Annotated in this window: 25 protein-coding genes and 1 pseudogene; 13 read left to right on the forward strand and 13 right to left on the reverse strand. The window is 68.1% G+C overall.

Annotated elements, in window-relative coordinates; translation table 11 throughout:
- The first annotated feature begins 76 nt into the window (after nucleotides 1-76).
- A complete protein-coding gene (locus tag ACPTTF_RS18035; RefSeq protein WP_423367616.1) occupies nucleotides 77-772 on the forward strand; it encodes a hypothetical protein in 696 nt (231 codons plus the stop codon).
- Nucleotides 773-924: 152 nt separating this feature from the next.
- Here the strand turns inward: ACPTTF_RS18035 and ACPTTF_RS18040 are convergent, their stop codons facing one another.
- Genes ACPTTF_RS18040 through ACPTTF_RS18050 form a run of 3 tightly spaced genes read right to left on the reverse strand, consistent with a single transcriptional unit; the run spans nucleotide 925 to nucleotide 3,525 of the window.
- Nucleotides 925-1,104, reverse strand: a complete 180-nt coding sequence (locus ACPTTF_RS18040) for a hypothetical protein (RefSeq protein ID WP_166956194.1) — start codon at nucleotides 1,102-1,104, stop codon at nucleotides 925-927.
- On the reverse strand, nucleotides 1,076-2,083 hold the full coding sequence (cydB, locus tag ACPTTF_RS18045; protein ID WP_166956198.1) for a cytochrome d ubiquinol oxidase subunit II: 1,008 nt from the start codon (nucleotides 2,081-2,083) through the stop codon (nucleotides 1,076-1,078). The genes ACPTTF_RS18040 and cydB overlap by 29 nt, the downstream gene beginning before the upstream one ends.
- 29 nt (nucleotides 2,084-2,112) lie before the next feature.
- Entirely contained in the window at nucleotides 2,113-3,525 is a 1,413-nt protein-coding gene (locus ACPTTF_RS18050; RefSeq protein WP_166956201.1) for a cytochrome ubiquinol oxidase subunit I, read from the reverse strand.
- Between the two features lie 512 nt (nucleotides 3,526-4,037).
- Between ACPTTF_RS18050 and ACPTTF_RS18055 the strand changes: the two genes are divergently transcribed.
- The 3 genes from ACPTTF_RS18055 (at nucleotide 4,038) to ltaE (ending at nucleotide 6,108) form a co-directional block, all read left to right on the forward strand.
- Nucleotides 4,038-4,364 carry a hypothetical protein gene (locus tag ACPTTF_RS18055; RefSeq protein ID WP_021163569.1) on the forward strand — a complete coding sequence of 109 codons (327 nt, stop codon included), beginning with the start codon at nucleotides 4,038-4,040 and terminating at the stop codon, nucleotides 4,362-4,364.
- Between the two features lie 13 nt (nucleotides 4,365-4,377).
- Nucleotides 4,378-4,938: a YMGG-like glycine zipper-containing protein gene (locus ACPTTF_RS18060; protein WP_226216897.1), complete on the forward strand. Its 561-nt coding sequence runs from the start codon at nucleotides 4,378-4,380 to the stop codon at nucleotides 4,936-4,938.
- A gap of 156 nt (nucleotides 4,939-5,094) precedes the next feature.
- Complete coding sequence (gene ltaE / locus ACPTTF_RS18065) at nucleotides 5,095-6,108, forward strand: low-specificity L-threonine aldolase (RefSeq protein ID WP_423367617.1); 1,014 nt, start codon at nucleotides 5,095-5,097, stop codon at nucleotides 6,106-6,108.
- Nucleotides 6,109-6,223: 115 nt separating this feature from the next.
- Here the strand turns inward: ltaE and ACPTTF_RS18070 are convergent, their stop codons facing one another.
- Together ACPTTF_RS18070 and ACPTTF_RS18075 are read right to left on the reverse strand one after the other, a co-directional pair.
- Nucleotides 6,224-6,436, reverse strand: coding sequence for a DUF1059 domain-containing protein (locus ACPTTF_RS18070; RefSeq protein ID WP_166956213.1), 213 nt, complete (start codon nucleotides 6,434-6,436; stop codon nucleotides 6,224-6,226).
- Between the two features lie 271 nt (nucleotides 6,437-6,707).
- Nucleotides 6,708-7,613, reverse strand: a complete 906-nt coding sequence (locus tag ACPTTF_RS18075; RefSeq protein WP_059487548.1) for an HTH-type transcriptional regulator ArgP — start codon at nucleotides 7,611-7,613, stop codon at nucleotides 6,708-6,710.
- Nucleotides 7,614-7,905: 292 nt separating this feature from the next.
- Between ACPTTF_RS18075 and ACPTTF_RS18080 the strand changes: the two genes are divergently transcribed.
- The 3 genes from ACPTTF_RS18080 to ACPTTF_RS18090 all read left to right on the forward strand — a co-directional run bounded on the left by ACPTTF_RS18080 (nucleotide 7,906) and on the right by ACPTTF_RS18090 (nucleotide 10,536).
- Complete coding sequence (locus ACPTTF_RS18080; protein WP_166956216.1) at nucleotides 7,906-8,559, forward strand: peroxiredoxin; 654 nt, start codon at nucleotides 7,906-7,908, stop codon at nucleotides 8,557-8,559.
- A gap of 121 nt (nucleotides 8,560-8,680) precedes the next feature.
- On the forward strand, nucleotides 8,681-9,751 hold the full coding sequence (locus ACPTTF_RS18085; RefSeq protein ID WP_423367618.1) for an MBL fold metallo-hydrolase: 1,071 nt from the start codon (nucleotides 8,681-8,683) through the stop codon (nucleotides 9,749-9,751).
- A gap of 125 nt (nucleotides 9,752-9,876) precedes the next feature.
- Entirely contained in the window at nucleotides 9,877-10,536 is a 660-nt protein-coding gene (locus tag ACPTTF_RS18090) for a glutathione S-transferase family protein (RefSeq protein WP_423367619.1), read from the forward strand.
- 100 nt (nucleotides 10,537-10,636) lie between these two features.
- Here ACPTTF_RS18090 and ACPTTF_RS18095 read toward each other — a convergent pair whose 3' ends face one another.
- Nucleotides 10,637-11,329: a phosphatase PAP2 family protein gene (locus ACPTTF_RS18095; protein ID WP_166956227.1), complete on the reverse strand. Its 693-nt coding sequence runs from the start codon at nucleotides 11,327-11,329 to the stop codon at nucleotides 10,637-10,639.
- 438 nt (nucleotides 11,330-11,767) lie between these two features.
- On the opposite strand from ACPTTF_RS18095, the pseudogene ACPTTF_RS18100 reads away from it, so the two are divergent.
- Nucleotides 11,768-11,932, forward strand: a pseudogene (locus tag ACPTTF_RS18100) (LysR family transcriptional regulator); the annotation flags it as partial.
- 70 nt (nucleotides 11,933-12,002) lie between these two features.
- On the opposite strand, the gene ACPTTF_RS18105 reads toward ACPTTF_RS18100, so the two are convergent.
- The 4 genes from ACPTTF_RS18105 to ACPTTF_RS18120 form a co-directional block, all read right to left on the reverse strand.
- Complete coding sequence (locus ACPTTF_RS18105; RefSeq protein ID WP_423367620.1) at nucleotides 12,003-12,641, reverse strand: 2-hydroxychromene-2-carboxylate isomerase; 639 nt, start codon at nucleotides 12,639-12,641, stop codon at nucleotides 12,003-12,005.
- A 109-nt stretch (nucleotides 12,642-12,750) separates the two neighbouring features.
- On the reverse strand, nucleotides 12,751-13,227 hold the full coding sequence (locus tag ACPTTF_RS18110; protein WP_166956235.1) for an SRPBCC family protein: 477 nt from the start codon (nucleotides 13,225-13,227) through the stop codon (nucleotides 12,751-12,753).
- Between the two features lie 119 nt (nucleotides 13,228-13,346).
- Complete coding sequence (locus tag ACPTTF_RS18115) at nucleotides 13,347-13,832, reverse strand: SRPBCC family protein (protein ID WP_423367621.1); 486 nt, start codon at nucleotides 13,830-13,832, stop codon at nucleotides 13,347-13,349.
- Nucleotides 13,804-14,169, reverse strand: coding sequence for an ArsR/SmtB family transcription factor (locus ACPTTF_RS18120; protein ID WP_166956241.1), 366 nt, complete (start codon nucleotides 14,167-14,169; stop codon nucleotides 13,804-13,806). The genes ACPTTF_RS18115 and ACPTTF_RS18120 overlap by 29 nt, the downstream gene beginning before the upstream one ends.
- 203 nt (nucleotides 14,170-14,372) lie before the next feature.
- On the opposite strand from ACPTTF_RS18120, the gene ACPTTF_RS18125 reads away from it, so the two are divergent.
- The gene (locus ACPTTF_RS18125; protein WP_166956244.1) at nucleotides 14,373-14,903 is read left to right on the forward strand and encodes a GNAT family N-acetyltransferase; all 531 of its coding nucleotides are present in this window, start codon (nucleotides 14,373-14,375) and stop codon (nucleotides 14,901-14,903) included.
- An 11-nt stretch (nucleotides 14,904-14,914) separates the two neighbouring features.
- Nucleotides 14,915-15,700: a YhfC family intramembrane metalloprotease gene (locus tag ACPTTF_RS18130; RefSeq protein WP_423367622.1), complete on the forward strand. Its 786-nt coding sequence runs from the start codon at nucleotides 14,915-14,917 to the stop codon at nucleotides 15,698-15,700.
- A gap of 15 nt (nucleotides 15,701-15,715) precedes the next feature.
- Here the strand turns inward: ACPTTF_RS18130 and ACPTTF_RS18135 are convergent, their stop codons facing one another.
- Complete coding sequence (locus ACPTTF_RS18135) at nucleotides 15,716-16,633, reverse strand: DMT family transporter (protein WP_423367623.1); 918 nt, start codon at nucleotides 16,631-16,633, stop codon at nucleotides 15,716-15,718.
- A 282-nt stretch (nucleotides 16,634-16,915) separates the two neighbouring features.
- Here ACPTTF_RS18135 and ACPTTF_RS18140 point away from each other — a divergent pair, with 282 nt between their 5' ends.
- Nucleotides 16,916-17,494, forward strand: a complete 579-nt coding sequence (locus tag ACPTTF_RS18140) for a hypothetical protein (RefSeq protein WP_423367624.1) — start codon at nucleotides 16,916-16,918, stop codon at nucleotides 17,492-17,494.
- A gap of 84 nt (nucleotides 17,495-17,578) precedes the next feature.
- Here the strand turns inward: ACPTTF_RS18140 and ACPTTF_RS18145 are convergent, their stop codons facing one another.
- Nucleotides 17,579-18,163: a TetR/AcrR family transcriptional regulator gene (locus ACPTTF_RS18145; RefSeq protein WP_423367625.1), complete on the reverse strand. Its 585-nt coding sequence runs from the start codon at nucleotides 18,161-18,163 to the stop codon at nucleotides 17,579-17,581.
- A gap of 354 nt (nucleotides 18,164-18,517) precedes the next feature.
- On the opposite strand from ACPTTF_RS18145, the gene ACPTTF_RS18150 reads away from it, so the two are divergent.
- Nucleotides 18,518-19,222, forward strand: coding sequence for an SDR family oxidoreductase (locus ACPTTF_RS18150; protein ID WP_423367626.1), 705 nt, complete (start codon nucleotides 18,518-18,520; stop codon nucleotides 19,220-19,222).
- 64 nt (nucleotides 19,223-19,286) lie between these two features.
- Here ACPTTF_RS18150 and fabV read toward each other — a convergent pair whose 3' ends face one another.
- Nucleotides 19,287-20,489 (reverse strand): enoyl-ACP reductase FabV, encoded by a 1,203-nt coding sequence (gene fabV / locus ACPTTF_RS18155; protein ID WP_423367627.1) that lies wholly within the window; start codon nucleotides 20,487-20,489, stop codon nucleotides 19,287-19,289.
- Nucleotides 20,490-20,649: 160 nt separating this feature from the next.
- Here fabV and ACPTTF_RS18160 point away from each other — a divergent pair, with 160 nt between their 5' ends.
- Nucleotides 20,650-21,183 (forward strand): GbsR/MarR family transcriptional regulator, encoded by a 534-nt coding sequence (locus ACPTTF_RS18160; protein ID WP_011353812.1) that lies wholly within the window; start codon nucleotides 20,650-20,652, stop codon nucleotides 21,181-21,183.
- The last annotated feature ends 41 nt before the right edge of the window (nucleotides 21,184-21,224 follow it).

Here is a 21,224-nt window from a genome sequence, read left to right on the forward strand (position 1 = left end):
ACGGTGGGTCAAAAAATGTCGTTTGTGGCGGCCGGGGCGCCTCCCTATCATGGCGCCGACAGGAGAGAACGCCCCAATGACGATCATATCGCCACCCGACGCCCGGGCAACCGGAATTCGCCACCGTCTTCGCTTGCGGCGCGCGGCGCGGCAGGCGACGCGCCGCCCGGCCATGGTGCCGCCCGCGCGCGGCCGCGGCGCGCTGGCGCTCGCCTGTGCCGGACTGTTCGCGGCGCTGACCGGCTGCGCGACGAAACCCGCCAACGAGCGGCAGATCGGCAACGGTGGATCGCTGGTGCGCTACAGCTCGAGCCAGACCGAAGTCGACCTGACCGATACCGAGCAGCAGACGCTGCGCATGCTCAGCGACCGCCGCTATGCGGATGCGACGCAGGCGCGCATGCTCGACGCGGTGGCCGGCGCGTTGCGCGCGCAGGGTTACGCGCCGGTGACGGTCGAGCGCGATTCGGGGCTGGTGGAAGCGGGGCGCAGCGACGCGCTGATCCCGAAGTGGCGTCAGCTGTTGCGCGGCGCGTTGAAGGCGCGCATCGGGATGCTGCCGACGAAGCCCGATCATGAACGCGTGGCCGCGATCGTGACGGTTCGGGCGGGGCAGGACGCGCACGTCGCGATCGTGCGTGCACGATTCGATCGCACGGTGTGGGACAGCGCCGGCGATTCGCGTACCAAGACCGTCATGGAGCCCGAGTACTACCAGGCGTTCTTCACGGAAGTGGACAAGGCGATGTGCACGGCGAAGTGCGAACGGTGAGCGGGAGGGTGCGCGCCGGCTTGTGACACTGCGCGTGACTGCCGGGGAGGGCGATCGCCACGGCAGCGCGCCGGCAGCGAAGGCGGGTGCGCCGGAGGCGGGATGCGCGGAATGGATCCGGCATGCGCTCCGGCGTGCAACGCAGTGGGTGCCTACTTCACCGCGAACAGCGTCAGGTTCATGAAGATCTTGAACGCATAGCCGAGCGTGACGGCGCCGATCACGCCGCCCGCCCACAGGACGACGAACCACATCCAGCCGCGCATGCGCGGCTTCGGCGCATCGGGCTGGCGATCGGTGGAATCAGTGGTGGTAGTAATGCTGGTCTTCATGGCGCACCTTGCCTCGGAATACCCAGTAACCCATCGTCGTGTAGGCGATGATGATCGGGAGGATAACCGCTGCGCCGACCAACGTGAAGGTCTGGCTCGAACGCGGCGCCGCCGCTTCCCAGATCGTCATCGTCTGAGGAATCGCATACGGGAACAGCGTGACGAGCAGGCCGACATAGCCGAGCAGCACGAGCGCCAGCGCGAGCACGAACGGCGTCATGTCATGCCGGGCGCGCACCGCGCGCCGCATCCATACCGCGCACCCGGCGACCAGGAACGGCACCGGCAGCAGGCGCCAGAACAGCCCCGAATCGAACCAGCGCTGCGCGATGGCCGGATCCTGCAGCGGCGTCCACAGGCTGACGACCGCGATGAAGCCGAGCAGCACGACCGTCAGCGGCCACACGACGCGATGGAGGCGCCGCTGCAGGTCGCCTTCCGTCTTCGCGACGAGCCAGCAGCAGCCGAGCAGCGCATAGGTCACGAGCAGGCCGAGGCCGGTCAGCAGGCTGAACGGCGTCAGCCAGTCGAAGGCATCGCCCGCGAACACGCCATCCTTCACGTTGATGCCCTGCAGGAACGCGCCGAGCGCGATCCCCTGGAACAGCGTCGCGCCGGCCGAGCCGCCGATGAACGCGAGGTCCCACAGCTGCTTCGTGCGCCGCGCCTTCGCGCGGATCTCGAACGACACGCCGCGGAAGATCAGGCACACCAGCATGAAGATCAGCGGCAGGTACAGCGCCGACAGCACGGTCGAATAGACGATCGGGAACACCGCGAACAGCCCGGCGCCGCCGAGCACGAGCCAGGTCTCGTTGCCGTCCCACACGGGTGCGACCGTGTTCATCATCAGGTCGCGTTCCTTCTCGTCCGGGAAGAACGGGAAGACGATGCCGATGCCGAGGTCGAAGCCGTCGAGCACGACGTACATGAAGAGCCCCAATGCGATGATCGCGGCCCAGATTACGGTGACGTCCATAGGGTTTCTCGTGTGCGGATAGGGTAGGCTCAGACGGTCTCGAGCGGTTCGTCGACGGCCGACATCGGGCGGCGCGCGGTGTGGTCGGGGCGCGTGTCGGGCGTGTCGTCGTGCTTCACGTCGGGCAGCGCGGGGCCGGCCTTCATCAGCTTCAGCATGTAGTACACGCCGGTGCCGAACACGAGGAAGTACACGATCACGAACGTCATCATCGACAAGCTGACCTGCTGCACCGACAGCGGCGACACGGCATGCGCGGTACGCATCACGCCGTACACGACCCACGGCTGGCGGCCCGCTTCGGTCGTCACCCAGCCCGCGAGCAGCGACACGAAGCCGGTCGGACCCATCACGATCGCGAAGCGCTGGAACCACTTCGATTCATACAGGCGGCCGCGGCGGCGCAGGAACCATGCGAGTGCCGCGAGGCCGATCATCGCGAAGCCGAGGCCGACCATGATCCGGAAGCTCCAGAACACGACCGTCGAGTTCGGGCGGTCTTCCGGCGGGAAGTCCTTCAGCCCGCGGATCTCGCCGTCCCAGCTGTGCGTGAGGATCAGGCTGCCGAGGTGCGGCACCTTCACCGCGTAGCGGGTCGTTTCCGCCTTCATGTCCGGGATGCCGAACAGGTTGAGCGGCGTGCCGCCCTTCTCGGTTTCCCACAGCCCTTCGATCGCGGCGATCTTCGCGGGCTGGTGCTTCAGCGTGTTGATGCCGTGCTGGTCGCCGATCACGGCCTGCAAAGGTGCGAGCACGAGCAGCAGCCACAGCGCCATCGAGAACATCTTCTTCACGCCCTTGTCGCGGCGGCCCTTCAGCAGGTGCCAGGCGCCCGTCGCGGCCACCACCAGCGCGGCGACGATGAATGCGGCGATCGCCATGTGGAACAGGCGGTACGGGAACGACGGGTTGAAGATGATCGCGAACCAGTCGGTCGGCACGACGCGGCCGTCGACGATCTCGAAGCCCTGCGGCGTCTGCATCCAGCTGTTCGACGCGAGGATCCAGAACGTCGAGATCAGCGTGCCGATCGCGACCATCAGCGTCGCGCCGAAGTGCGCGCGCGGGCTCACGCGGTTCCAGCCGAACAGCATGATGCCGAGGAAGCCAGCCTCGAGGAAGAACGCGGTCATGACCTCGTACATCAGCAGCGGGCCGGTGACGGCGCCGGCGAAGCTCGAGAAGCCCGACCAGTTCGTGCCGAACTGGTAGCTCATCACGACGCCGGAGACGACGCCCATCCCGAACGCGACCGCGAAGATCTTCGACCAGAACAGGCAGAGGGTTTTGTAGTACTGCTTGCCGGTTTTCAGCCAGCGATATTCGAGGACGGCGATGAAGCTGGCGAGGCCGATGCTCAGCGCCGGAAAGACGATGTGAAAGGAGACGGTGAACGCGAATTGCAGGCGGGCCAGATCGAGGGCCGAAAGAGCGGTGTCCATACCAGTTGACCGAGGCTGACGATACCCGCCGACGGGTGCCGGCGGACCCCGGCGGACGGGCGTCGGGGTTGGCTGGAGTATGGGCCGCGATGTTGCACCGCGAAATGCGCCAACTCGTCGCAGATGTCCAGCCCGCCGCGCTCGATTCCGGGGTAAATCGTTGATTCGTATCAAGAAGACTGTTTGCCGCGCGCGCAGCCGTGGCGTGGCGGTCTGACGCACGTGCGTCAATATGGCGCGTCGCGTCATCGGAACGGTTCGATGCGGACGCAAATGCTGTGTGAAACCGCGCGACATCGCGCGACGCGGCGCCCGCGCGCGGCCGAACCGTTGCGATGCGTTATCGCGTAACGGGCGCGGTCGTGCCGGCGGCCCGCTGCCGATGGGGTCTGTCACATTGGTAACGCCGCGCAACATTGGCGCGCCCGCCCGTAATGGATGACGGATCGCACGCGGCGTAGCGTTCGGTGTGTCGGGTTCGCATCGACGAACCGCCAGCCGGAGAACGTGACGTGAATGGATTGAAGCTCGCACTGGGCGCGGTGGCCGCAGTGGCGATCGCGACGGGCGGCGTGGCGCATGCTGCCCGGGTCGGGGTCTATATCGGCCCCGGCTACCCGTATTACTACCCCGTCGTCCCTGCGCCCTACTACTATCCGCCGCCCGTCGTCGCGGTGCCCGTCGACCCGGGGCCGCCGCCAGAGTACGTCGAGAAGGGACAGCCGCAGGACGACGGCGACGCGAACGTCTGGTACTACTGCGACGCGTCGAAGCATTACTACCCGCATGTGAAGACCTGCAAGTCGGGCTGGCGATCGGTGCCGGCACGGCCGCAGTGACGGAGGCGCGACGATGAAATCCCTATTTCGACCGCTGCGCGTGCCGGCCGCGCTGGCGCTGGCCGGCCTGCTCGGCGCATGCGCGTACATGCCGACCGGGCCGAGCGTGATGGCGCTGCCCGGCACCGGCAAGTCGTTCGACCAGTTCCGCGCCGACGATGCGAACTGCCGTCAATACGCGTTCGAGCAATCGGGCGGCGTGAGCGCCGGGCAGGCATCGACCGCGAGCGCGGTCGGCAGCGCGGCCGTCGGCACCGCGCTCGGGGCGGCAGCCGGTGCGGCGTTCAACGGCGGCACGGGTGCGGCCGTCGGCGCAGGCGCGGGGCTGCTCGCGGGCAGCGTGGTCGGGGCCGGCGCCGCGCAAGGCTCGGCCTACGACATCCAGCGCCGCTACGACTACGGTTACCTGCAATGCATGTACGCGACCGGCAACCGCGTGCCGGTGCCGGGCGGGATGAGCGGCGGAGGGGGGGGAGGTGGCGGTGGATATGGCGGTGGCGGATACGGCGGCGCACCGCGCGCGGCGCCGCCGATGCCGCCGGCGGGCGTCCAGCCGCCGCCGCCGCGCTACTGACGGCGGCCTGGGCGGCGTCGTGCCGCATGGCGTGCAAGTGCGCGATGCGGCACGACCGTCGGCACACACACGCTGCGTGAATTGCGTACACTCTGAGTCTCGTTTCGGCAGGGCCGGGCGCATCGGTTCCGGTCCGCGTTTACCCAGGACTCAGCGATGATCGATTTACGCAGCGATACCGTGACACGTCCGAGCCAGGCAATGCTGGCCGCGATGACTGCCGCCGAAGTCGGCGACGACGTATGGGGTGACGACCCGACCGTGCTGCGCCTGCAGGCGGTGACGGCCGAGCGGGCCGGCAAGGAAGCCGGCCTGTTCTTCCCGAGCGGCACGCAGAGCAACCTGGCCGCACTGATGGCCCATTGCGAGCGCGGCGACGAATACATCGTCGGCCAGCTTGCGCACACCTACAAGTACGAAGGCGGCGGTGCGGCCGTGCTGGGCAGCATCCAGCCGCAGCCGATCGAGAACGCGCCGGACGGCACGCTGCCGCTCGCGAAGATCGCCGCGGCGATCAAGCCGATCGACAATCACTTTGCCCGTACGCGCCTGCTCGCGCTCGAAAACACGATCGGCGGCCAGGTCTTGCCGGAAGGCTATGTGCAGGAAGCCACCGCGTTCGCACGCAGCCGCGGGTTGTCGCTGCACCTCGACGGCGCGCGCGTGTGCAACGCGGCCGTCGCGTCGGGCCGGTCGATCGCCGAGCTGTGCACGCCGTTCGACAGCGTGTCGATCTGCTTCTCGAAAGGGCTCGGCGCACCGGTCGGCTCGGTGCTGGTCGGCAACCGTGCGCTGATCGAGCGCGCGGCGCGTTGGCGCAAGGTGCTCGGCGGCGGGATGCGGCAGTCGGGCATTCTCGCGGCGGCGTGCCTGTATGCGCTCGACCACAACGTCGAGCGGCTCGCGGACGATCACGCGAACGCCGCGCATCTCGCGGCCGGTCTCGCGCGCATCGACACCGTGAAGGTGCTGTCGCACGCGACGAACATGGTGTTCGCGCAATTCCCCGAAGCCGATTGCGCGCCGCTCGAGGCGTGGCTCAAGGAGCGCGGGATCCTCACGCAGATGCTGTACGCGTCGCGCTTCGTCACGCACTGCGACGTGTCGCGCGCGGACATCGATACCTTCATCGACGCGGTCGGCGCGTATTTCGCGCAGCGCCGCGCGTAAGGTGGAGTGCGCCGGCCGGCGGGAGGCGCCGGCGCGATGTGGCGCGAAGCAGGGAGCGACGAGGCGACGGGGGCGACGTGGCGACCCGTCTGTCGATATCGGGCGAGCCGGCGGATTACGCTGGCCGCGGTGCGTCGGCGGGTGGCGTGCCGTCGCGGAACAGTGCTTTCAGTTGCGTGCGCAGTTCGGCGCTGTCGGTGTGCTGGTGCACCAGCACCGCGTGTTGCACGGCGGCCTCCAGCAGTTCGTTGTCGGAGTCGGCGGAAATCGCGACCGAGCAATGCGTCGCGCTGGGAAACTCGCGGCAATCGATATAGCGGCGGGACATGATGTTCTCCTTGCGGGAAAGGGAACGGCCGGATTGGCGTGATCGGCCGCGCGGCGCGTTCGCGAGGCCGATGGAAAAAGTATAGGCGGCGCGGCAGGGTTTCTCGCCACCGGGCGTACCACACCGCGTGCCGCAGACCGCAGACCGCAGACCGCGTGCCGCCCACCGCCCACCGCCCACCGCCCACCGCCCACCGCCCACCGCCCACCGCCCACCGCCCACCGCCCACCGCCCACCGCCCACCGCGTCGGCGGTGTCGATCACCCGCGCGTCACGGCAGCGGCGCGAGCAACCGGCGCGCCGCTTCGACGACGCGTTCGGACAGTGACGCCATCGTCGGCGACTGCACGGTCCACGCGTGCCAGTACAGCGTGACGTCGGTCGGATGCGCGGGCGCGAGATCGACGAGCCCCTGTGCGTCGAGCGGCGCGGTGCCGATCAGCGGCTCCGGCACCATCGCATAGCCGAGCCCGTGCCGCACCGCGGCGAAGTGCGAATGGGTGCCCGGCACGTAGTGACACGGGTAGGCGCCCTCGGGCAACCCGAACTTCTCTTTCAGGAACGACGACTGCAGCGTATCGCGCCGCGAATACGCGACGACGGGCGCCTTGCGCGCGCTCGTGCGGTTCAGCCCGCGCGGAAACCAGCGCACCGCGAACGCGGCGGCCGCGAGCAGCCGGTAGCGCATCGTGCCGAGCGGCGTCGCGAGGCAGCCGCGCATCGGCTTCGGCTCGGTCGTCACGCAGCCCACCGCCATCCCGCTTTCGAGCAGCGCGAACGTATGGTCCTGATCTTCGACGATCAGCTCGAACAGGATGCGCTCGCCCGCGAGCACGGAGGTCAGCGCCGGGAGAAACCACGTGCCGAGGCTGTCGGAATTGAGCGCGATCGTGACCGAGATCGGCGATTCGCGCTCGGTCGCGAGCGTGCTTTGCAGGTCGGCCTGCAGCAGTGCGACGCGGCGCAGGTGCTGCAGGACGCGCTGCCCGGCCACCGTCGGGCGGCACGGCCGCGTGCGCAGCACGAGCGGCGTGCCGAGGCTCGCTTCCAGCGCGCGGACCCGCTGCGTGACGGCGGAAGCGGTCACGTGCAGGCGCACGGCCGCCTGCTCGAAGCTGCCCGTGTCGGCGACGGCCAGCAGCGCGGCGGCTTGCTTCGGATCGATCGTCATCGACATGTCGGTGGCATTCCTGTGAACGTAAGACGAGAACAGCCGGTAGTGTAAGGCAGCCCGCGCCAGCGACCGGTTGCGACACATCGTGCTGCCGTGCCGCATTCGTCGTTGGAATCGGCCAGGGCATGACGCATGCCCCGCGCCGCATGCCAGTGGTGCGCGCATTTTGAACTAGGCTATATGAACGCGCGGAACCCGGCATGTGCCATGCCTGCCCTTCGCGCGTGGACGATCGCGCGTCGCGCGTAAGCCGTGGCGCGGGCGTCGTGACGATTCCCATTTGACGGAGACGAACATGTCGATTCGACTAGGCGAGGACGCGCCCGATTTCACCGCGGAGACCACGGAGGGAACGATCCGCTTTCATGAATGGATCGGTGACCACTGGGCGATCCTGTTTTCCCATCCGAAGGATTTCACGCCGGTATGCACGACCGAACTCGGCTACATGGCCGGGCTCAAACCGGAATTCGACAAGCGCAACACCAAGATCATCGGGCTGTCGATCGATCCGGTCAGCGATCACCGGAAGTGGGTGGCGGATATCGCCGAGACGCAGGGTCACGCGGTCAACTATCCGCTGATCGGCGACGACGAGCTGAAGGTCGCGAAGCTGTACGACATGATTCATCCGAATGCGAGCGGCGGCGCGCGCACGGCGGTCGACAACGCGACCGTGCGCTCGGTGTTCATCGTCGGGCCGGACAAGAAGGTCAAGGCGATGCTCGTCTATCCGATGAGCGCGGGACGCAATTTCGACGAGGTGCTGCGCCTGCTCGACGCGTTGCAGCTCAACGCGCAGCATACGGTGGCGACGCCGGTCAACTGGCGGCCCGGCGACGATGTCATCATTCCGACGTCGGTGTCGGACGATGCGGCGAAGCAGAAGTATCCGCAGGGCTTCCGGACGCTGAAGCCGTACCTGCGCTACGTGAAGCAGCCGGGCTGACGCACCGTGCCGGCCGGATGCCGGCAGGGCAGGACCACGACGGGGTGGCCCGCGCGGCAGCCGCAGTGACGGCGGCGCGGGCCGGACAATACACATCAACCAGCGACGGAGCGACTTCGCGATGATCTTCCGGCAACTCTTCGACCCGCAATCGTCGACGTACACGTATCTGCTCGCCGACCGCGCGTCGCGCGAAGCGCTGCTGATCGATCCCGTGTTCGAGCAGGTGCGCCGCGACGCGGCGCTGCTCGACGAGCTCGGGCTGCAGCTCGTCGCGACCGTCGACACGCACGTGCATGCCGATCACGTGACGGGCGCGTGGCTGCTGAAGCAGCGCACGGGCAGCACGATCGCGATCTCGGCCGCGAGCGGCGCGCTGGGCGCCGATCGTTACCTGAACGACGGCGATCGTTGCGCGTTCGGCACACGCTACCTGACCGTACGCGCAACGCCCGGCCATACGAGCGGCTGCATCAGCCTCGTGCTCGACGACGAATCGATGGCGTTCACCGGCGATTGCCTGCTGATCCGCGGCACGGGCCGCACCGATTTTCAGCAGGGCGACCCGCGCGCGCTGTATCGCGCGGTGCACGGCCGGCTCTTCACGCTGCCGGCCGCGTGCCTGCTGTATCCGGCGCACGACTACCGCGGGCTCACGGTGACGAGCGTCGGCGAGGAGCGGCGCTTCAACCCGCGCCTCGGCGGCGATCTGAGCGAAGACGATTTCGCGGGCTACATGCGCAACCTCGGGCTCGCGCACCCGCGCCAGATCGACGTGGCGGTGCCGGCCAACCTGCAGTGCGGCGTCGCCGCGAACGCGCCCGACGTGCAGGCGGCGCCCGACTGGGCGCCGCTCGTCTATACGTTCGCCGGGTTCTGGGAAATCGATCCGCAATGGCTCGAGGATCATCTGCCGGCGGTGCAAGTCGTCGACGTGCGCGAGCCGGACGAATTCACGGGCCCGCTCGGCCACCTGCCCGGCGCGACGCCGATTCCGCTCGGCGAACTGGCCGCGCGTGCCGGCGAGATCGCGCGCGACCGGCCGGTCGTGACCGTGTGCCGGGCCGGCGGGCGATCCGCGCAGGCGACCGTGATCCTGCTGAAGGCCGGCTTCGATACGGTGGCGAATCTCGGCGGCGGGATGCTGCGCTGGCGTGCCGAGGGGCGCGTCGTGATGGACGGCCGGTCGTAACGGCCCGAGTCGCACGACAAAAAATTTCCGGACCGCTGTCGAAACGGCCGGGTGCCGTTCGTCGTCAAGGTATCCGATCACGCGGCGCCGCATGACGCGGCGCCGAAACCCTGAGAGACCGCACGATGATGCCGACCCTTTACGCCCATCCCTTTTCGTCCTACTGCCAGAAGGTGCTGACCGCGCTGTACGAGAACGGCACGCCGTTCGAGTATCGCGTGCTCGCGCACGACGATCCGAAGCCGATGCAGGAGCTGACCGCGCTGTGGCCGCTGAAGCGCTTTCCGGTGCTGGTCGATGCCGGCCGCACCGTGATCGAGGCGTCGATCATCATCGAGTATCTCGGCCTGAACCATCCGGGGCCCGTGCGGCTGCTGCCCGACGATCCGCACGCCGCGCTCGAGGTGCGGATGATGGATCGTTTCTTCGACAACTACGTGTCGACGCCGCAGCAGAAGGTCGTGCACGACGCGTTGCGTCGGGAAGCCGAGCGTGATGCGCGCGGTGTCGCCGACGCGCGCGCGATGCTCGACACGTCGTATGCGTGGCTGGACAGGAAGATGGCGGATCGAGAATGGGCGGCCGGCGACCGCTTCAGCCTCGCCGACTGCGGCGCGGCGCCGTTCCTGTTCTATGCGGACTGGACGCACCGGATCGATCCGTCGTTCGCGAACGTGATCGCGTACCGCAAGCGTCTGCTGGCGCGGCCGTCGTTTGCGCGCGCGGTCGACGAGGCGCGGCCGTATCGCTCGTTCTTTCCGCTGGGTGCGCCCGATCGCGACTGAGCGGCGCAGGTGTGGCGCGGCGCGCCGCAACCGCGCACGGCCGGCATCGCGTGCCGGGGTGACGAAACGAAAACTGCGGCAGCATCGCGGCGTCTCCCCCTTACATCGTGTGGGTGGCCGACTGCGCGAGCGTCAGCAGTTCGTCGAACTGCGTGATCAGCTCGAAGCACAGCAGGAACGCGAGCGTATAGGCTGGCGCGGGGAAGCGCCGGATCATCGCCAGCACCTGCGGCGCGAAGCGCGAGCGGACCGCGTCGCGCGTCAGCAGCCACGCGATCGCGATGCCGATCGCGGCGCCCGCGATCAGGTCGGTCGGGTAGTGAAAGCCGAGATAGGCGCGCGGCAGGCAGATGAAGACGACCGAATACAGCAACGCGACGATGCCGATGCGGCGCGCGATGATGAAGATGCCGGTTGCGATCGCCATCCACAGCATTGCGTGATCGCTCGGGAACGAACTCCATGCCTGCAGCGTGGCCGCGCGCAGCCCTGCCGACGGGAAGTGCAGGTGCAGCTCGGGGTTGTAGATCGGCCGCACGCGGAACGGCAGCACCTGGGCGAGCAGCCGGCCGAACGCGAGCGCGATGAGTCCGCTCGCGATCGTCGCGACGACCAGCTCGCGCTGCCGCTCGCGGTTCGGGCCCGGCTGGAACCACAGCCAGCACAGCACGGGAATGAGTACGAAGCCCTTGAACGTGTACAGGCCCGCGATCACGCGGATCGCGTGATTCATCAGCGGTCCGAACGTGATGTGAGTGAGGAATATCTGGATCGTGGTGTCGAAATTGTTCATGTCGTGCGACCCCGGCGGACGCCCGATGCATGACGCGCGGCCGACAGGATCTGGAAGCGCGCTCGTACCGGAGCGCAACGGGGGGCAAGTATGTCACCCGTTATTTCGAAGAAAATGCGAAAAAATACCGGGAATCCCCTGATAAAACGGGGCTGTGCAGTGGGGCCGGATGGGCGAGCGCCGCGCGGCGGGGGGCATGCGATTCGTCCGATGTTTCTGCATCGATGCGCATGGCCGCCGGAAAAATAATGCGTAGAACTGGACAATCGTGCGGGCCGCTGCGGACCTTGCACGGGATGCGCGGCTTTCGCGCAGGATGCGCGCGAATCTGCCGGGCCGCGCAGCGTCACGCATGCGCCGATCGAAAATAAAAGAAAAGGCGGGCAAGCCCTGTGGGCCTGCCCGCCATGTGTGTGGTGCGGAGGTTCAGTGGCACCGGATCCGCACGGTGAGCGCGTCCACCTCGCTGCCGAGTGGCAGGCCGCGCCGCTGCCCGTCTACCTGACCTACCCGCATGCGCAGTTCTCTCCGTCGCGGCTCTTGCGGTTCGTCGCGTTGATACGCGAGGCCGTGCCGGGGCTCGTCGAAGGGCGCGACGCCTGACACCTGTTGCGCGTTGCGCAACGCGAGACGCAGGACGCGTCGCGAGCGCCGCCCGGCTGCTGCCGCGCCGTCAGCCGCGCCGGATCCCTTCGGGCAGCGCGCTGATGCGGCGCACCTCGGGCGAATCGAGCCACGCGCGCGACGTCGCGCAGTCGGCGAACATGTCGGTCGCATCCTCGCCCCAGAACAGGTCGCCGTCGAGTTCGAAGGTCGGCACGCCGAATACGCCGTGCGCGATCGCATCGTCGGTGTTCGCGCGCAGCGCGTCCTTGACCGGCTGGGCTTCGACGGCCGTCACGCCTTCCGGAAAGCCGACGGCTTCGCACAGTGCGGCGAAGCCTTCCGGCGTCGACACGTCCTGGCCGTCGCGCCAGATATGCCGGAAGATCCGGCGGATCGCGTCGGGTGAACTGCCCATCGCGATCGCGAGGCGCAGCGGCTTGATCGGATTGAACGGGTGCGCGGGCGGCATCCGGAACGCGATGCCGAGTTTGTCCGCGCGATATTGCGCGTGGCGATAGGTGAAGACGCGTTTCGCCGCGATCTCGGCCGGCGCTTTCTGGCCCCAGTGTGCGAGCAGCGCGCCGAGCACGATGGGCCGCGGCTCGAACACGGCGGCGGCCGGCAACCGGTCGAACCGTTCCTGCTGCAGGTAGGCGAACGGCGATACGAAATCGAAATACCAGGTGGCGGTGCGCGCGGCGTTCATCGGGAGTGTCTCCTCTTGCGGGTCCGGATGGATCGGGTGCGGAGCAGTGTCGCACGCGCCGGCGTTTCGCGCCGCCGCACCGCATTCCCGCCGCCGGCGCGAACGGCCGCTACCCGGCCTCCACCAGCGCCGCCAGCCTCGCCAGCGCCATTTGCCAGCCGGTCTCGTTGTCGGCGGCCGGCACGCCGGGCGGCACCCCGTCGTGCACGGCGTCCACGCGCGTGCCGCCCGCTTCGTCGGACAGCGTGATCGTGATCGTCATTGCGCCGCGCAGCATCGGATCGTCGGTCTCGAACACGTCGATCTCGACGATCTGCTCGTCCGGCACGAGCGTGACGAAGCGGCCGTGATAGGTATCGGTGCGCGCGGAGGTCTTGCCGGTGCCGGCCGACGGCGCGTCGTAGCTCAGCGACACGCGCAGCGCGCCGCCTTCGCGCGCGTCGTACGCATACACGCGGCACGTCATGCCGTCGGGCACCTTCCATTGCTCGACGGCGTGCGGATCGAGCAGCGCGCGATAGACGCGACCGCGCGGGGCGTTCAGATGCCGGCTGACCCGGGTCGAATGCGTGTGCATGTGCAACATGTTGCCTCCCGCGGAGCGCGCGCGACGGTGCACGCCGGAGGCCGGCGTGTCGTCATGCTTCCTTCAGGAATCCTAGGCGCGTGCGAGGCGGCATGCAATGACCGTGCACCCGGCCGCGCTCAGCGCAGCGCGGCCGCGAATGCGTCGAGCTGCGTGATGCAGGTGTTCCAGCCCTCGAAGAAACCGAGCGCTTCATGGCGATCGCGCGTGGCGGCGTCCGGATGCATCACGCGCGCTTCGTAGCGGCTGCCCGCATCGTCGTCGGCCATCGTGATGATCGCCGTGAAACCCATCCACGGCGCCTGCGGCCGCCAGCCGCCCGTGAGCATCGACGTGAACGCGATGCGCGATTCGGGCACGATTTCGAGGAAGCAGCCGGGATTGTCGCTCGTGCCGCCGTCGGGGCCGCGCATGTACGTGTGGAAGGCGCCGCCCGGACGCAGCTCGAACGCGCGCACTTCGGTGGTCCACGGTTTCGGGCACCACCATTCCTTGAGCAGTTCGGGGTCGGTCCACGCACGCCACAGCGCGTGGCGCGGCGCGCGCAGCGTGCGCGTGATGACGAGATCGTGGGCTTCAGCGGGGTCGACGGGGCTGGCTGACATCTTGCTCCTCCTGATGACGGCGTTCGACGAATTCGACGAGACGATCGGATCGTGCTTCCCACAGCGCGCGTTGCGCGGCGAGCCATGCCTCGGCCTCGGCGAGCCGGCTGCCGACCAGCGCGCAGGTGCGCGAGCGGCCGGTTTTCCGGGTCTGCACGAGGCCGCTGCGCTCGAGCACCGCAACATGCTTCATGAACGACGGCAGTGCCATGTCGAACGGCTCGGCCAGTGCGGAGACGGTCCGCTCGCCCTGGCCGAGCGCACCGACGATCGCGCAGCGCGTCGGATCGGCGAGGGCGTGGAAGACGTCGCTGATGCCGGGTTGAAAGTTAGCCATGTGGCTAGGTGTAGGAGAAGCGAACGGCGATGCAACGGAAATTTTCGTCGCGTAGGATGATGGGGCGGTAACACGTGCCGACCGGGTGCGGCGTTGCCGCGCGCCTGCTGCCGTTGCGCGAGCCGCGACGATCGGCCGGTGTTCTTTCCGATCCGGACGCACGCCGAACCCGCGCGGGCGGTCCACCTGTTACCGGAGATGGCATGACCGAATCTGTTACCGTCCGCCGCGTCGACGCGGGCGAAGCGATGACCTGCGTCGATGCGCTGTCCGACGTGCTGATCGATTGCGTCGAGGGCGGCGCGTCCGTCAGCTTCATGTTGCCGATCGAGCGGCCGACCGCCGTCGCGTTCTGGACCCGCGTCGCCAACGGCGTTGCGAACGGCGAGCGCATCCTGCTCGTCGCCGAGGACGCAGCCGGCCGGATCGTCGGCACCGTGCAGGTCGTCACCGCGCAGCCCGAGAACCAGCCGCATCGTGCGGATATCGCGAAGATGCTCGTGTCGCGGCACGCGCGCCGGCAGGGCGTCGCCGCGCGGCTGATGGCGGCGGCCGACGCGGCCGCGCGCGACGCCGGCAAGACCGTGCTCGTGCTCGACACCGTGACGGGCGGCGACGCCGAGCGACTGTACGAGCGGGCCGGCTGGCAGCGCGTCGGCGTCGTGCCGAACTTTGCGTTGATGCCCGACGGCGCGCTCTGCGCGACGACGTATTTCCACAAGCAACTCGCATAGCAGGGTGCGTGATGCATCCCGTCGCCCCGGCGCTCCTGTTCCTCACGCTCGCGGCCGGTCTGGTCGCGCTGCTCGCGCCCGCGTGGCTCGCAGCCGCGTGGCGGCGCCGCACGCAGGTGCCGCTTCGCGTGTTTTTCTACGGCATGCTGACCTTCTTCGTGTTCCAGCCGGTATTGCGCATGTCGTGGCAGATTCCGTTGTACCGCTGGCTCGCTCACGACCCGCGCTGGCACCTGCCGATGCTCGTGTTCGCGGCGTTGACGGCCGGGCTCTTCGAGGAATGCGGGCGCTGGGTCGCCTTCCGCTATCTGCTGCCGAAGCGGCATGATGCGCCGACTGCCGTGATGCTCGGGCTCGGGCACGGCGGATTGGAGGCGATGCTGCTGGTCGGCGTCGGGTTTCTTGCGCTCGGCACGGCCTATCTGCTCGCGCACGCGGGTGTCGTGGTGCCCGAGGGCATGCAGTCGCTGGTCGGGTCGCAGTTCTCCGGCATGACGCTCGCGTCGCCGTTGCTCGCGCTGCTTGAACGCACGAGCGCGCTGGCCGCGCATGTCGGGCTGTCGCTGATCGTGCTGCAGACGTTCGTGCGCGGAACGAAACGCTGGCTGGCGTACGCGATTGCGCTTCATTTCGTGTTCGACCTCGTCGTCGTGCTGCTGACGCGGCGCTGGCATGTCGATACGGTGCTGGTCGAGGCGACCCTGTTCGCGTGCAGCGCCGTGCTCCTGTTGCTGGGCATTCGCTGGAGCCGCTGGACGACGGGTGCCGGAGGCGCGAGCACTGAGCATATCGCCTGATGGGCCGCGCTCGTTTCAGCCGTTTGCAGCAGGGTTCGGCCGCCGGATGGCTCGCGCATCTGCCGATCGCCACCGGCTGGCGAGGCTCAGGGCCATGCCGGCCGTGACGATGGCGATGCCGGCCAGTGCCGGCGCGTGTGGCCGTTCGCCGAGCAGCAGCATGGCCTCGAGCGTGGCGAGGAGCGGCATCAGCGCGGCGAAAGTCGCGCCGATCGCCGGGCCGAGCGCGACGACGGCCCGGCTGAAGCAGTAGAGCGCCAGCACCGACATCAGCACGCCCTGGTAGATCGCCTGCGTGGCGATGGCTGCGACCGGAGCATGCAGCACGGCGCCGCCGCGCATGGCCAGATAGAGCGGGCAGTAGAGCACCGCGGAGCCGACCGACACGACGGCCGTCGCGTGCAGCGCACCGGCGGCGGCGCGTTTCGTCGTCACGTTGTAGACGGCCCACAGCAGGCCGCCGAGGATGAACAGCACGAGGGCCGGTAGCCCGATCGCGCCGCGCAGCGCATCGGACGCGGCCAGTGCGATGCCGGCCAGGATCGTGACGATGCCGGCGACCTGCGCGGCGCTCAGCCGCTCATGCGCGACCTGCCGGCCGAGGATCGCCGTGAACGCGATCATGCTGCCGGGCGTCAGCGCGAAGTAGCCGACCGGCGCGCGGCTCAACGCTGCCGCGACGGTCAGGATGTAGGGCGCGCCCGCACCCGTCACCATCAGCGCGACCGACGCCGGGCGCAGCGTGCCGAGGCCGCGGCGCAGCAGGACGGGCAGCAGCAGCGTGCCGGATACGATGAAGCGGATGAACGCGACGTCGTAGGCGTCGAGGGCCGAGTGCGTGACGCCGATGCGCGTGACGACCGGAAAGCCGCCCCAGATGAGCGCCGCGAGCAATCCGTAGCCGATACCGGCGAGCCGTTCGTTTCCGTTCATGTCCTGTCCTTGTCGTGCGGCCGTTGCGAGCCGGCAGAGGGCAAGGATGCGGTGCGCCCGGTAATGCGTCCAATATATTATTTGGGCGGAATTAGGTCGCAAAAAGTCTTTATTGCAACAAATTGGCCGATCGCAATGGCAAGCGCGGGGGCGCCCCCGTTCGCGGCGAGCGCAGGCTGGCGGCCGGGCGCCGTCCGGGAATCCGGCAGGGCCGGAGACGTCGCCAGTCCGATATATTCATGAAGGAAGATTTCTGCAGAACGCCCCGGAACCCCCGCCTCGATGAAACGCTCCCATGTCGCTTTCGCCCTCACGGGCCTGCTCGTCGCGCTGCCGATTGCCGCGTATGCGCTCGTCAAGCCGCTGCGCGTCGTCGCGCCCGCGCTGGTCCCCGGCGTATCGTGCCCGAGCGCCGATATCTGCACGGACGATGTCGCGAAGCTCGGCGATGCGCGGCAGCTCTATCGCGGCGGCTATGCGCGCGCGGCGGCAGCCGTGGGTGCATTTCAGGGAACGCCGCGCGTTGTGTTCTGTTCGACCCGCGCGTGCGCCGATGCATTCGGCCTCGGCCAACGCGCGGCGCTGACGCTCGGGAATTTCGGCGTGGTCGTCGCACCGCGCGGCTGGCAGACCTACTTTCTCGCGCACGAGTTGATCCATCACCGCCAGGCGGAAGTGCTCGGCAACCTGGCGGTCGCGACCAAGCCGCGCTGGCTGATCGAGGGGATGGCGTATTCGCTCAGTGACGATCCGCGTCATCCGCTGGCGGAGCCGTTCGAAGCGTGGCGCACGCGTTTCGATGCGTGGCATGCGGCGCTGCGCGGGCAGCCGCTGTGGGAGGCCGCGCGGGCGGTCGAATAGCGCGGGCATGGCGCTGAAACGCAGTCCCTCAAGCCGACACGCCATTACGCGCCCAAGCGCCCAAGCGCCCAAGCGCCCAAGCGCCTAAGCCGGCGCGCCCGAATCATCGCGCTCTACGGTGAGCGTGTCCCGCCCTGCCGCAAGGATCTCGTCCGCCAGCGCGGGATCGGTACCGGCGATCGCGCGCGACAGCACGAGCGCGCCGACCATCTGGCTGAAGACCGCGATCGCATCGCGACGCGTCTGCGCCGGCGTCCCGCCTTCCACGGCCACCATCCGTTCCAGCCGATCGAGATAGGTGGCGAGGCCGTGCGCATAGCACGCACGCGCCGCATCGGTCAGTCGCGGCGCATCGCCCGCGAAACCGGACAGCGGGCACCCGGCCTCGACGTTGTCTCGATGCGCGGCAGACAGATACAACGCCACCTGCGCGTCGAGACTGCCGGCGTTCGGCGAATCCGCGCGGTCCTGCATGGCCTTTTCCATCACCTCGGCAACCAGCGCGTCTTTCGACTTGAAGTGGTTGTAGAAGCCGCCCTGCGTGAAGCCGGCTTCCTTCATCAGCTCCGTGAGTCCTACCGCGTCGACGCCGCGCGCGCGGAACAGCCGCTCGGCGGCCGCGACGATCGCGCTCCGGTTCTCGGCAGCCTGCTGTCTTGAAACGCCCATCGATCCCTCCCTGATTTTTGTAGATCGCGTCTTGCCGATCGCGTCGATTGGAAAACACAATGTCGATCACCATTGACATGGGCGGGTTGCGTGAACACAATGCACTGCAAAGACAATGGCGATCGACATTGACATCGAGTGTAGCCGACTTGGCGGAGGGTGCAAAGCCACGGCCGGAACATCGGACGGCAATCGATCGGCGTCTTTGGCGCCGCCGGGCCACGGGCAGCAGGAGATTTGCCGCCTGCCGGCGGTGCACCGGTTCGGTACGTAATGGCAGCCTGGTTTTCCACCGGATCTCACGCGCGCTGCGAGCCGGCGCGCATGCGATTCATCATGCGAAAGGAACGGATCATGAAGATCGAAGGTGCAGTGGTGTTCGTCACGGGCGCGAATCGCGGGCTCGGGCTCGAGTTCGCGAAGCAGGCGCTCGCGAGAGGGGCGCGCAAGGTCTATGCGGCGGCGCGCGATCCGGCCACCGTGACGCTGCCGGGCGTCGTGCCGGTGAAGCTCGACGTGACCGATCCGGCGGCCGTCGCGGCGGCCGCCGACGCGGCGCGCGACGTCACGCTGCTGATCAACAACGCGGGCATCGCGCGGCTCGGCAGCCTGACGGATGACGGTGCGGCCGACGCATTGCGCGATCACTTCGAAACCAACGTGTTCGGGATGCTGGCGATGTCGCGCGCATTTGCGGGCATCCTCGCCGGCCATGGCGGCGGCGCGATCCTGAACATCCTGTCCGTCGCGAGCTGGGTGAACCGGCCGATCCTGTCGGGCTACGGTGTGTCGAAATCGGCCGCATGGGCGCTGACCAACGGGCTGCGCCATTCACTGCGCGAGCAGCGCACGCAGGTCGTCGGGCTGCATGCCGGCTTCATCGATACCGACCTGACGGCCGGCCTCGACGTGCCGAAGGCGACGCCGGCCGACGTCGTGCGCCAGGCGTACGAAGCGATCGAAGCGGGGGAGGAAGAGGTGTCGACCGACGAGTTCACGCGGCAGGTGAAGGCCGCGCTGTCGTCGGGCGTCTATCTGGAAGAACCGGCGCCGCGTTGACGCCGCCGGAACCTCGAACCCGCCACCCGCGCTGCGCGCGCGGCGTGGGCGGCGGGCCGGGGCGTCAGACCGTGGTGTCGATGATGCCCGGGATCTTCACGTCCGGGTTCACGTCCGCGTCGTAGTCGACGCCGGCGATCTCGAAGCCGAACAGGCGCAGGAATTCGGTCTTGTAGCCGGCGAAGTCGGTCAGCTCGTACAGGTTGTCGTTCGTCACGTGGTTCCACTGCGCGACGACCTTCGCCTGCACCTGCGGGTCAAGCTCCTTGTAGTCCGCGCGCAGGCGGCCTTCTTCGTCGATGTGCGGCGTCGCGCCGTACAGGCTGTCCTTGAACAGGCCGTACACCTGCTCGATGCAGCCTTCGTGCGTGCCGGTTTCCTTCATCGTCTTGAACAGCAGCGACAGGTACAGCGGCATCATCGGGATCGCCGAGCTCGCCTGCGTGACGACGGCCTTCAGCACCGACACGCGCGCATCGCCGCCGTGCGCGGCCAGCTTGTCGCGGATCGACAGCACTTTCTTGTCGAGATCCTTCTTCGCTTCGCCGATCGAGCCGTTCCAGTAGATGTCGTGCGTGATCTGCTCGCCGAGATACGTGAACGCGGTCGTTTTCGCGCCGTCGGCCAGCACGCCGGCTTCATCGAGCGCGTCGATCCACATCTGCCAGTCCTCGCCGCCCATCACGGCGACGGTGCCGTCGATCTCTTCCTGCGTCGCCGGTTCCAGCGTGACCTCGCGGATCACTTCCTTGTCGGTGTCGAGGCCGCGGAACGTGACCGTCTTGCCGATCGGCTTGAGCGTTGAGCTGATGGTTTCGCCCGTCTTCGGATGCGTGCGGCGCGGTGCCGCGAGGCTGTAGACGACGAGATCGACCTTGCCGAGATCCTGCTTGATGGTGTCGATCGTGACCTGCTTGACCTTGTCGGAGAATGCGTCGCCGTTGATGCTGCGCGCATAGCGCCCCTTTTCGGCGGCGAATTTCTCGAACGCGGCGCTGTTGTACCAGCCGGCCGTGCCCGGCTTCGTTTCGCTGCCGGCGCGCTCGAAGAACACGCCGAGCGTGTCCGCGTCCGAGCCGAAGGCGGCCGAGATCCGGGCGGCGAGGCCGTAGCCGGTCGACGCGCCGATCACGAGCACCTTTTTCGGGCCGTTGGCGATCGTGCCGTGCGAAGTCACGTAGTCGATCTGTTCCTTGACGTTGGCTTCGCAGCCGACCGGATGAGTCGTCACGCAGATGAAGCCACGCACGCGCGGTTTGATGATCATGGAAACCTCTAGTGAGAAAGGCGGCAACGGCCTGAAATCGGAAAAATCCCGCGCATTGTAATGGAAGCGGCGGATCGCGGGCGGGCGCGGCCGGAACCCGGCGGATCGTCCGGTTATTTCTCTCTTGACAGAAATAACTGAAATGCCTAAATTTCACGGCATGGAACTCACACCGATTGCCGAACGATTCATTCTCCACTGGGGCGAAATGGGCTCGCGGTGGGGCGTCAACCGCACTGTCTCGCAGATCCACGCGCTGCTCTACCTGGCCGGAAGGCCGATCGCAGCCGACGAGATCGCCGAGACGCTCAACGTCGCGCGCTCCAACGTCAGCACGAGCCTGAAGGAGCTGCAGGCGTGGCGGCTGGCGAAGGTCGTGCACGTGCTGGGCGACCGCCGCGACCATTTCGAGACGTCGACCGACATCTGGGAACTGTTCAAGCTGATCGTCGAAGGGCGGCGGCAACGCGAGATCGAGCCGACGCTCACGGTGCTGCGCGATTGCCTCACGAACCCGGAGATCGCCAACGAGAGCCGCGAGACCGAACAGCGCATCCGCGACACGCTGCAGTTCGTCGAGACGCTCACGACCTGGTCGGACGAGATGCTGCGGCTCAAGCCCGATACGCTGATGAAGGCGCTCGGCATCGGCGCGAAGATCAGCCAGACGGTCAGGCGCAAGCCGTCGAAGTAAGCGTGACGCGCAATGCGGGCAGGCAGCCCGCTTTTTTCGGG

This window comes from Burkholderia crassaminum, assembly GCF_964265005.1.
In the GTDB taxonomy this organism is placed as follows: domain Bacteria; phylum Pseudomonadota; class Gammaproteobacteria; order Burkholderiales; family Burkholderiaceae; genus Burkholderia.

Bases quoted from the DNA above. Each gene is read 5' to 3' on its own strand.
- ACPTTF_RS18070 (WP_166956213.1), bottom strand. From the start codon at position 6,436: ATGTCCCGCCGCTATATCGATTGCCGCGAGTTTCCCAGCGCGACGCAT.
- ACPTTF_RS18135 (WP_423367623.1), bottom strand. From the start codon at position 16,633: ATGAACGGAAACGAACGGCTCGCCGGTATCGGCTACGGATTGCTCGCG.
- ACPTTF_RS18125 (WP_166956244.1), top strand. From the start codon at position 14,373: ATGACCGAATCTGTTACCGTCCGCCGCGTCGACGCGGGCGAAGCGATG.
- ACPTTF_RS18050 (WP_166956201.1), bottom strand. From the start codon at position 3,525: ATGGACACCGCTCTTTCGGCCCTCGATCTGGCCCGCCTGCAATTCGCG.
- ACPTTF_RS18110 (WP_166956235.1), bottom strand. From the start codon at position 13,227: ATGTTGCACATGCACACGCATTCGACCCGGGTCAGCCGGCATCTGAAC.
- cydB (WP_166956198.1), bottom strand. From the start codon at position 2,083: ATGGACGTCACCGTAATCTGGGCCGCGATCATCGCATTGGGGCTCTTC.
- ACPTTF_RS18040 (WP_166956194.1), bottom strand. From the start codon at position 1,104: ATGAAGACCAGCATTACTACCACCACTGATTCCACCGATCGCCAGCCC.
- ACPTTF_RS18105 (WP_423367620.1), bottom strand. From the start codon at position 12,641: ATGAACGCCGCGCGCACCGCCACCTGGTATTTCGATTTCGTATCGCCG.
- ACPTTF_RS18090 (WP_423367619.1), top strand. From the start codon at position 9,877: ATGATGCCGACCCTTTACGCCCATCCCTTTTCGTCCTACTGCCAGAAG.
- ACPTTF_RS18085 (WP_423367618.1), top strand. From the start codon at position 8,681: ATGATCTTCCGGCAACTCTTCGACCCGCAATCGTCGACGTACACGTAT.
- fabV (WP_423367627.1), bottom strand. From the start codon at position 20,489: ATGATCATCAAACCGCGCGTGCGTGGCTTCATCTGCGTGACGACTCAT.
- ACPTTF_RS18115 (WP_423367621.1), bottom strand. From the start codon at position 13,832: ATGTCAGCCAGCCCCGTCGACCCCGCTGAAGCCCACGATCTCGTCATC.
- ACPTTF_RS18150 (WP_423367626.1), top strand. From the start codon at position 18,518: ATGAAGATCGAAGGTGCAGTGGTGTTCGTCACGGGCGCGAATCGCGGG.
- ACPTTF_RS18160 (WP_011353812.1), top strand. From the start codon at position 20,650: ATGGAACTCACACCGATTGCCGAACGATTCATTCTCCACTGGGGCGAA.
- ACPTTF_RS18130 (WP_423367622.1), top strand. From the start codon at position 14,915: ATGCATCCCGTCGCCCCGGCGCTCCTGTTCCTCACGCTCGCGGCCGGT.
- ACPTTF_RS18140 (WP_423367624.1), top strand. From the start codon at position 16,916: ATGAAACGCTCCCATGTCGCTTTCGCCCTCACGGGCCTGCTCGTCGCG.
- ACPTTF_RS18080 (WP_166956216.1), top strand. From the start codon at position 7,906: ATGTCGATTCGACTAGGCGAGGACGCGCCCGATTTCACCGCGGAGACC.
- ACPTTF_RS18120 (WP_166956241.1), bottom strand. From the start codon at position 14,169: ATGGCTAACTTTCAACCCGGCATCAGCGACGTCTTCCACGCCCTCGCC.
- ACPTTF_RS18075 (WP_059487548.1), bottom strand. From the start codon at position 7,613: ATGTCGATGACGATCGATCCGAAGCAAGCCGCCGCGCTGCTGGCCGTC.
- ltaE (WP_423367617.1), top strand. From the start codon at position 5,095: ATGATCGATTTACGCAGCGATACCGTGACACGTCCGAGCCAGGCAATG.
- ACPTTF_RS18095 (WP_166956227.1), bottom strand. From the start codon at position 11,329: ATGAACAATTTCGACACCACGATCCAGATATTCCTCACTCACATCACG.
- ACPTTF_RS18060 (WP_226216897.1), top strand. From the start codon at position 4,378: ATGAAATCCCTATTTCGACCGCTGCGCGTGCCGGCCGCGCTGGCGCTG.
- ACPTTF_RS18035 (WP_423367616.1), top strand. From the start codon at position 77: ATGACGATCATATCGCCACCCGACGCCCGGGCAACCGGAATTCGCCAC.
- ACPTTF_RS18145 (WP_423367625.1), bottom strand. From the start codon at position 18,163: ATGGGCGTTTCAAGACAGCAGGCTGCCGAGAACCGGAGCGCGATCGTC.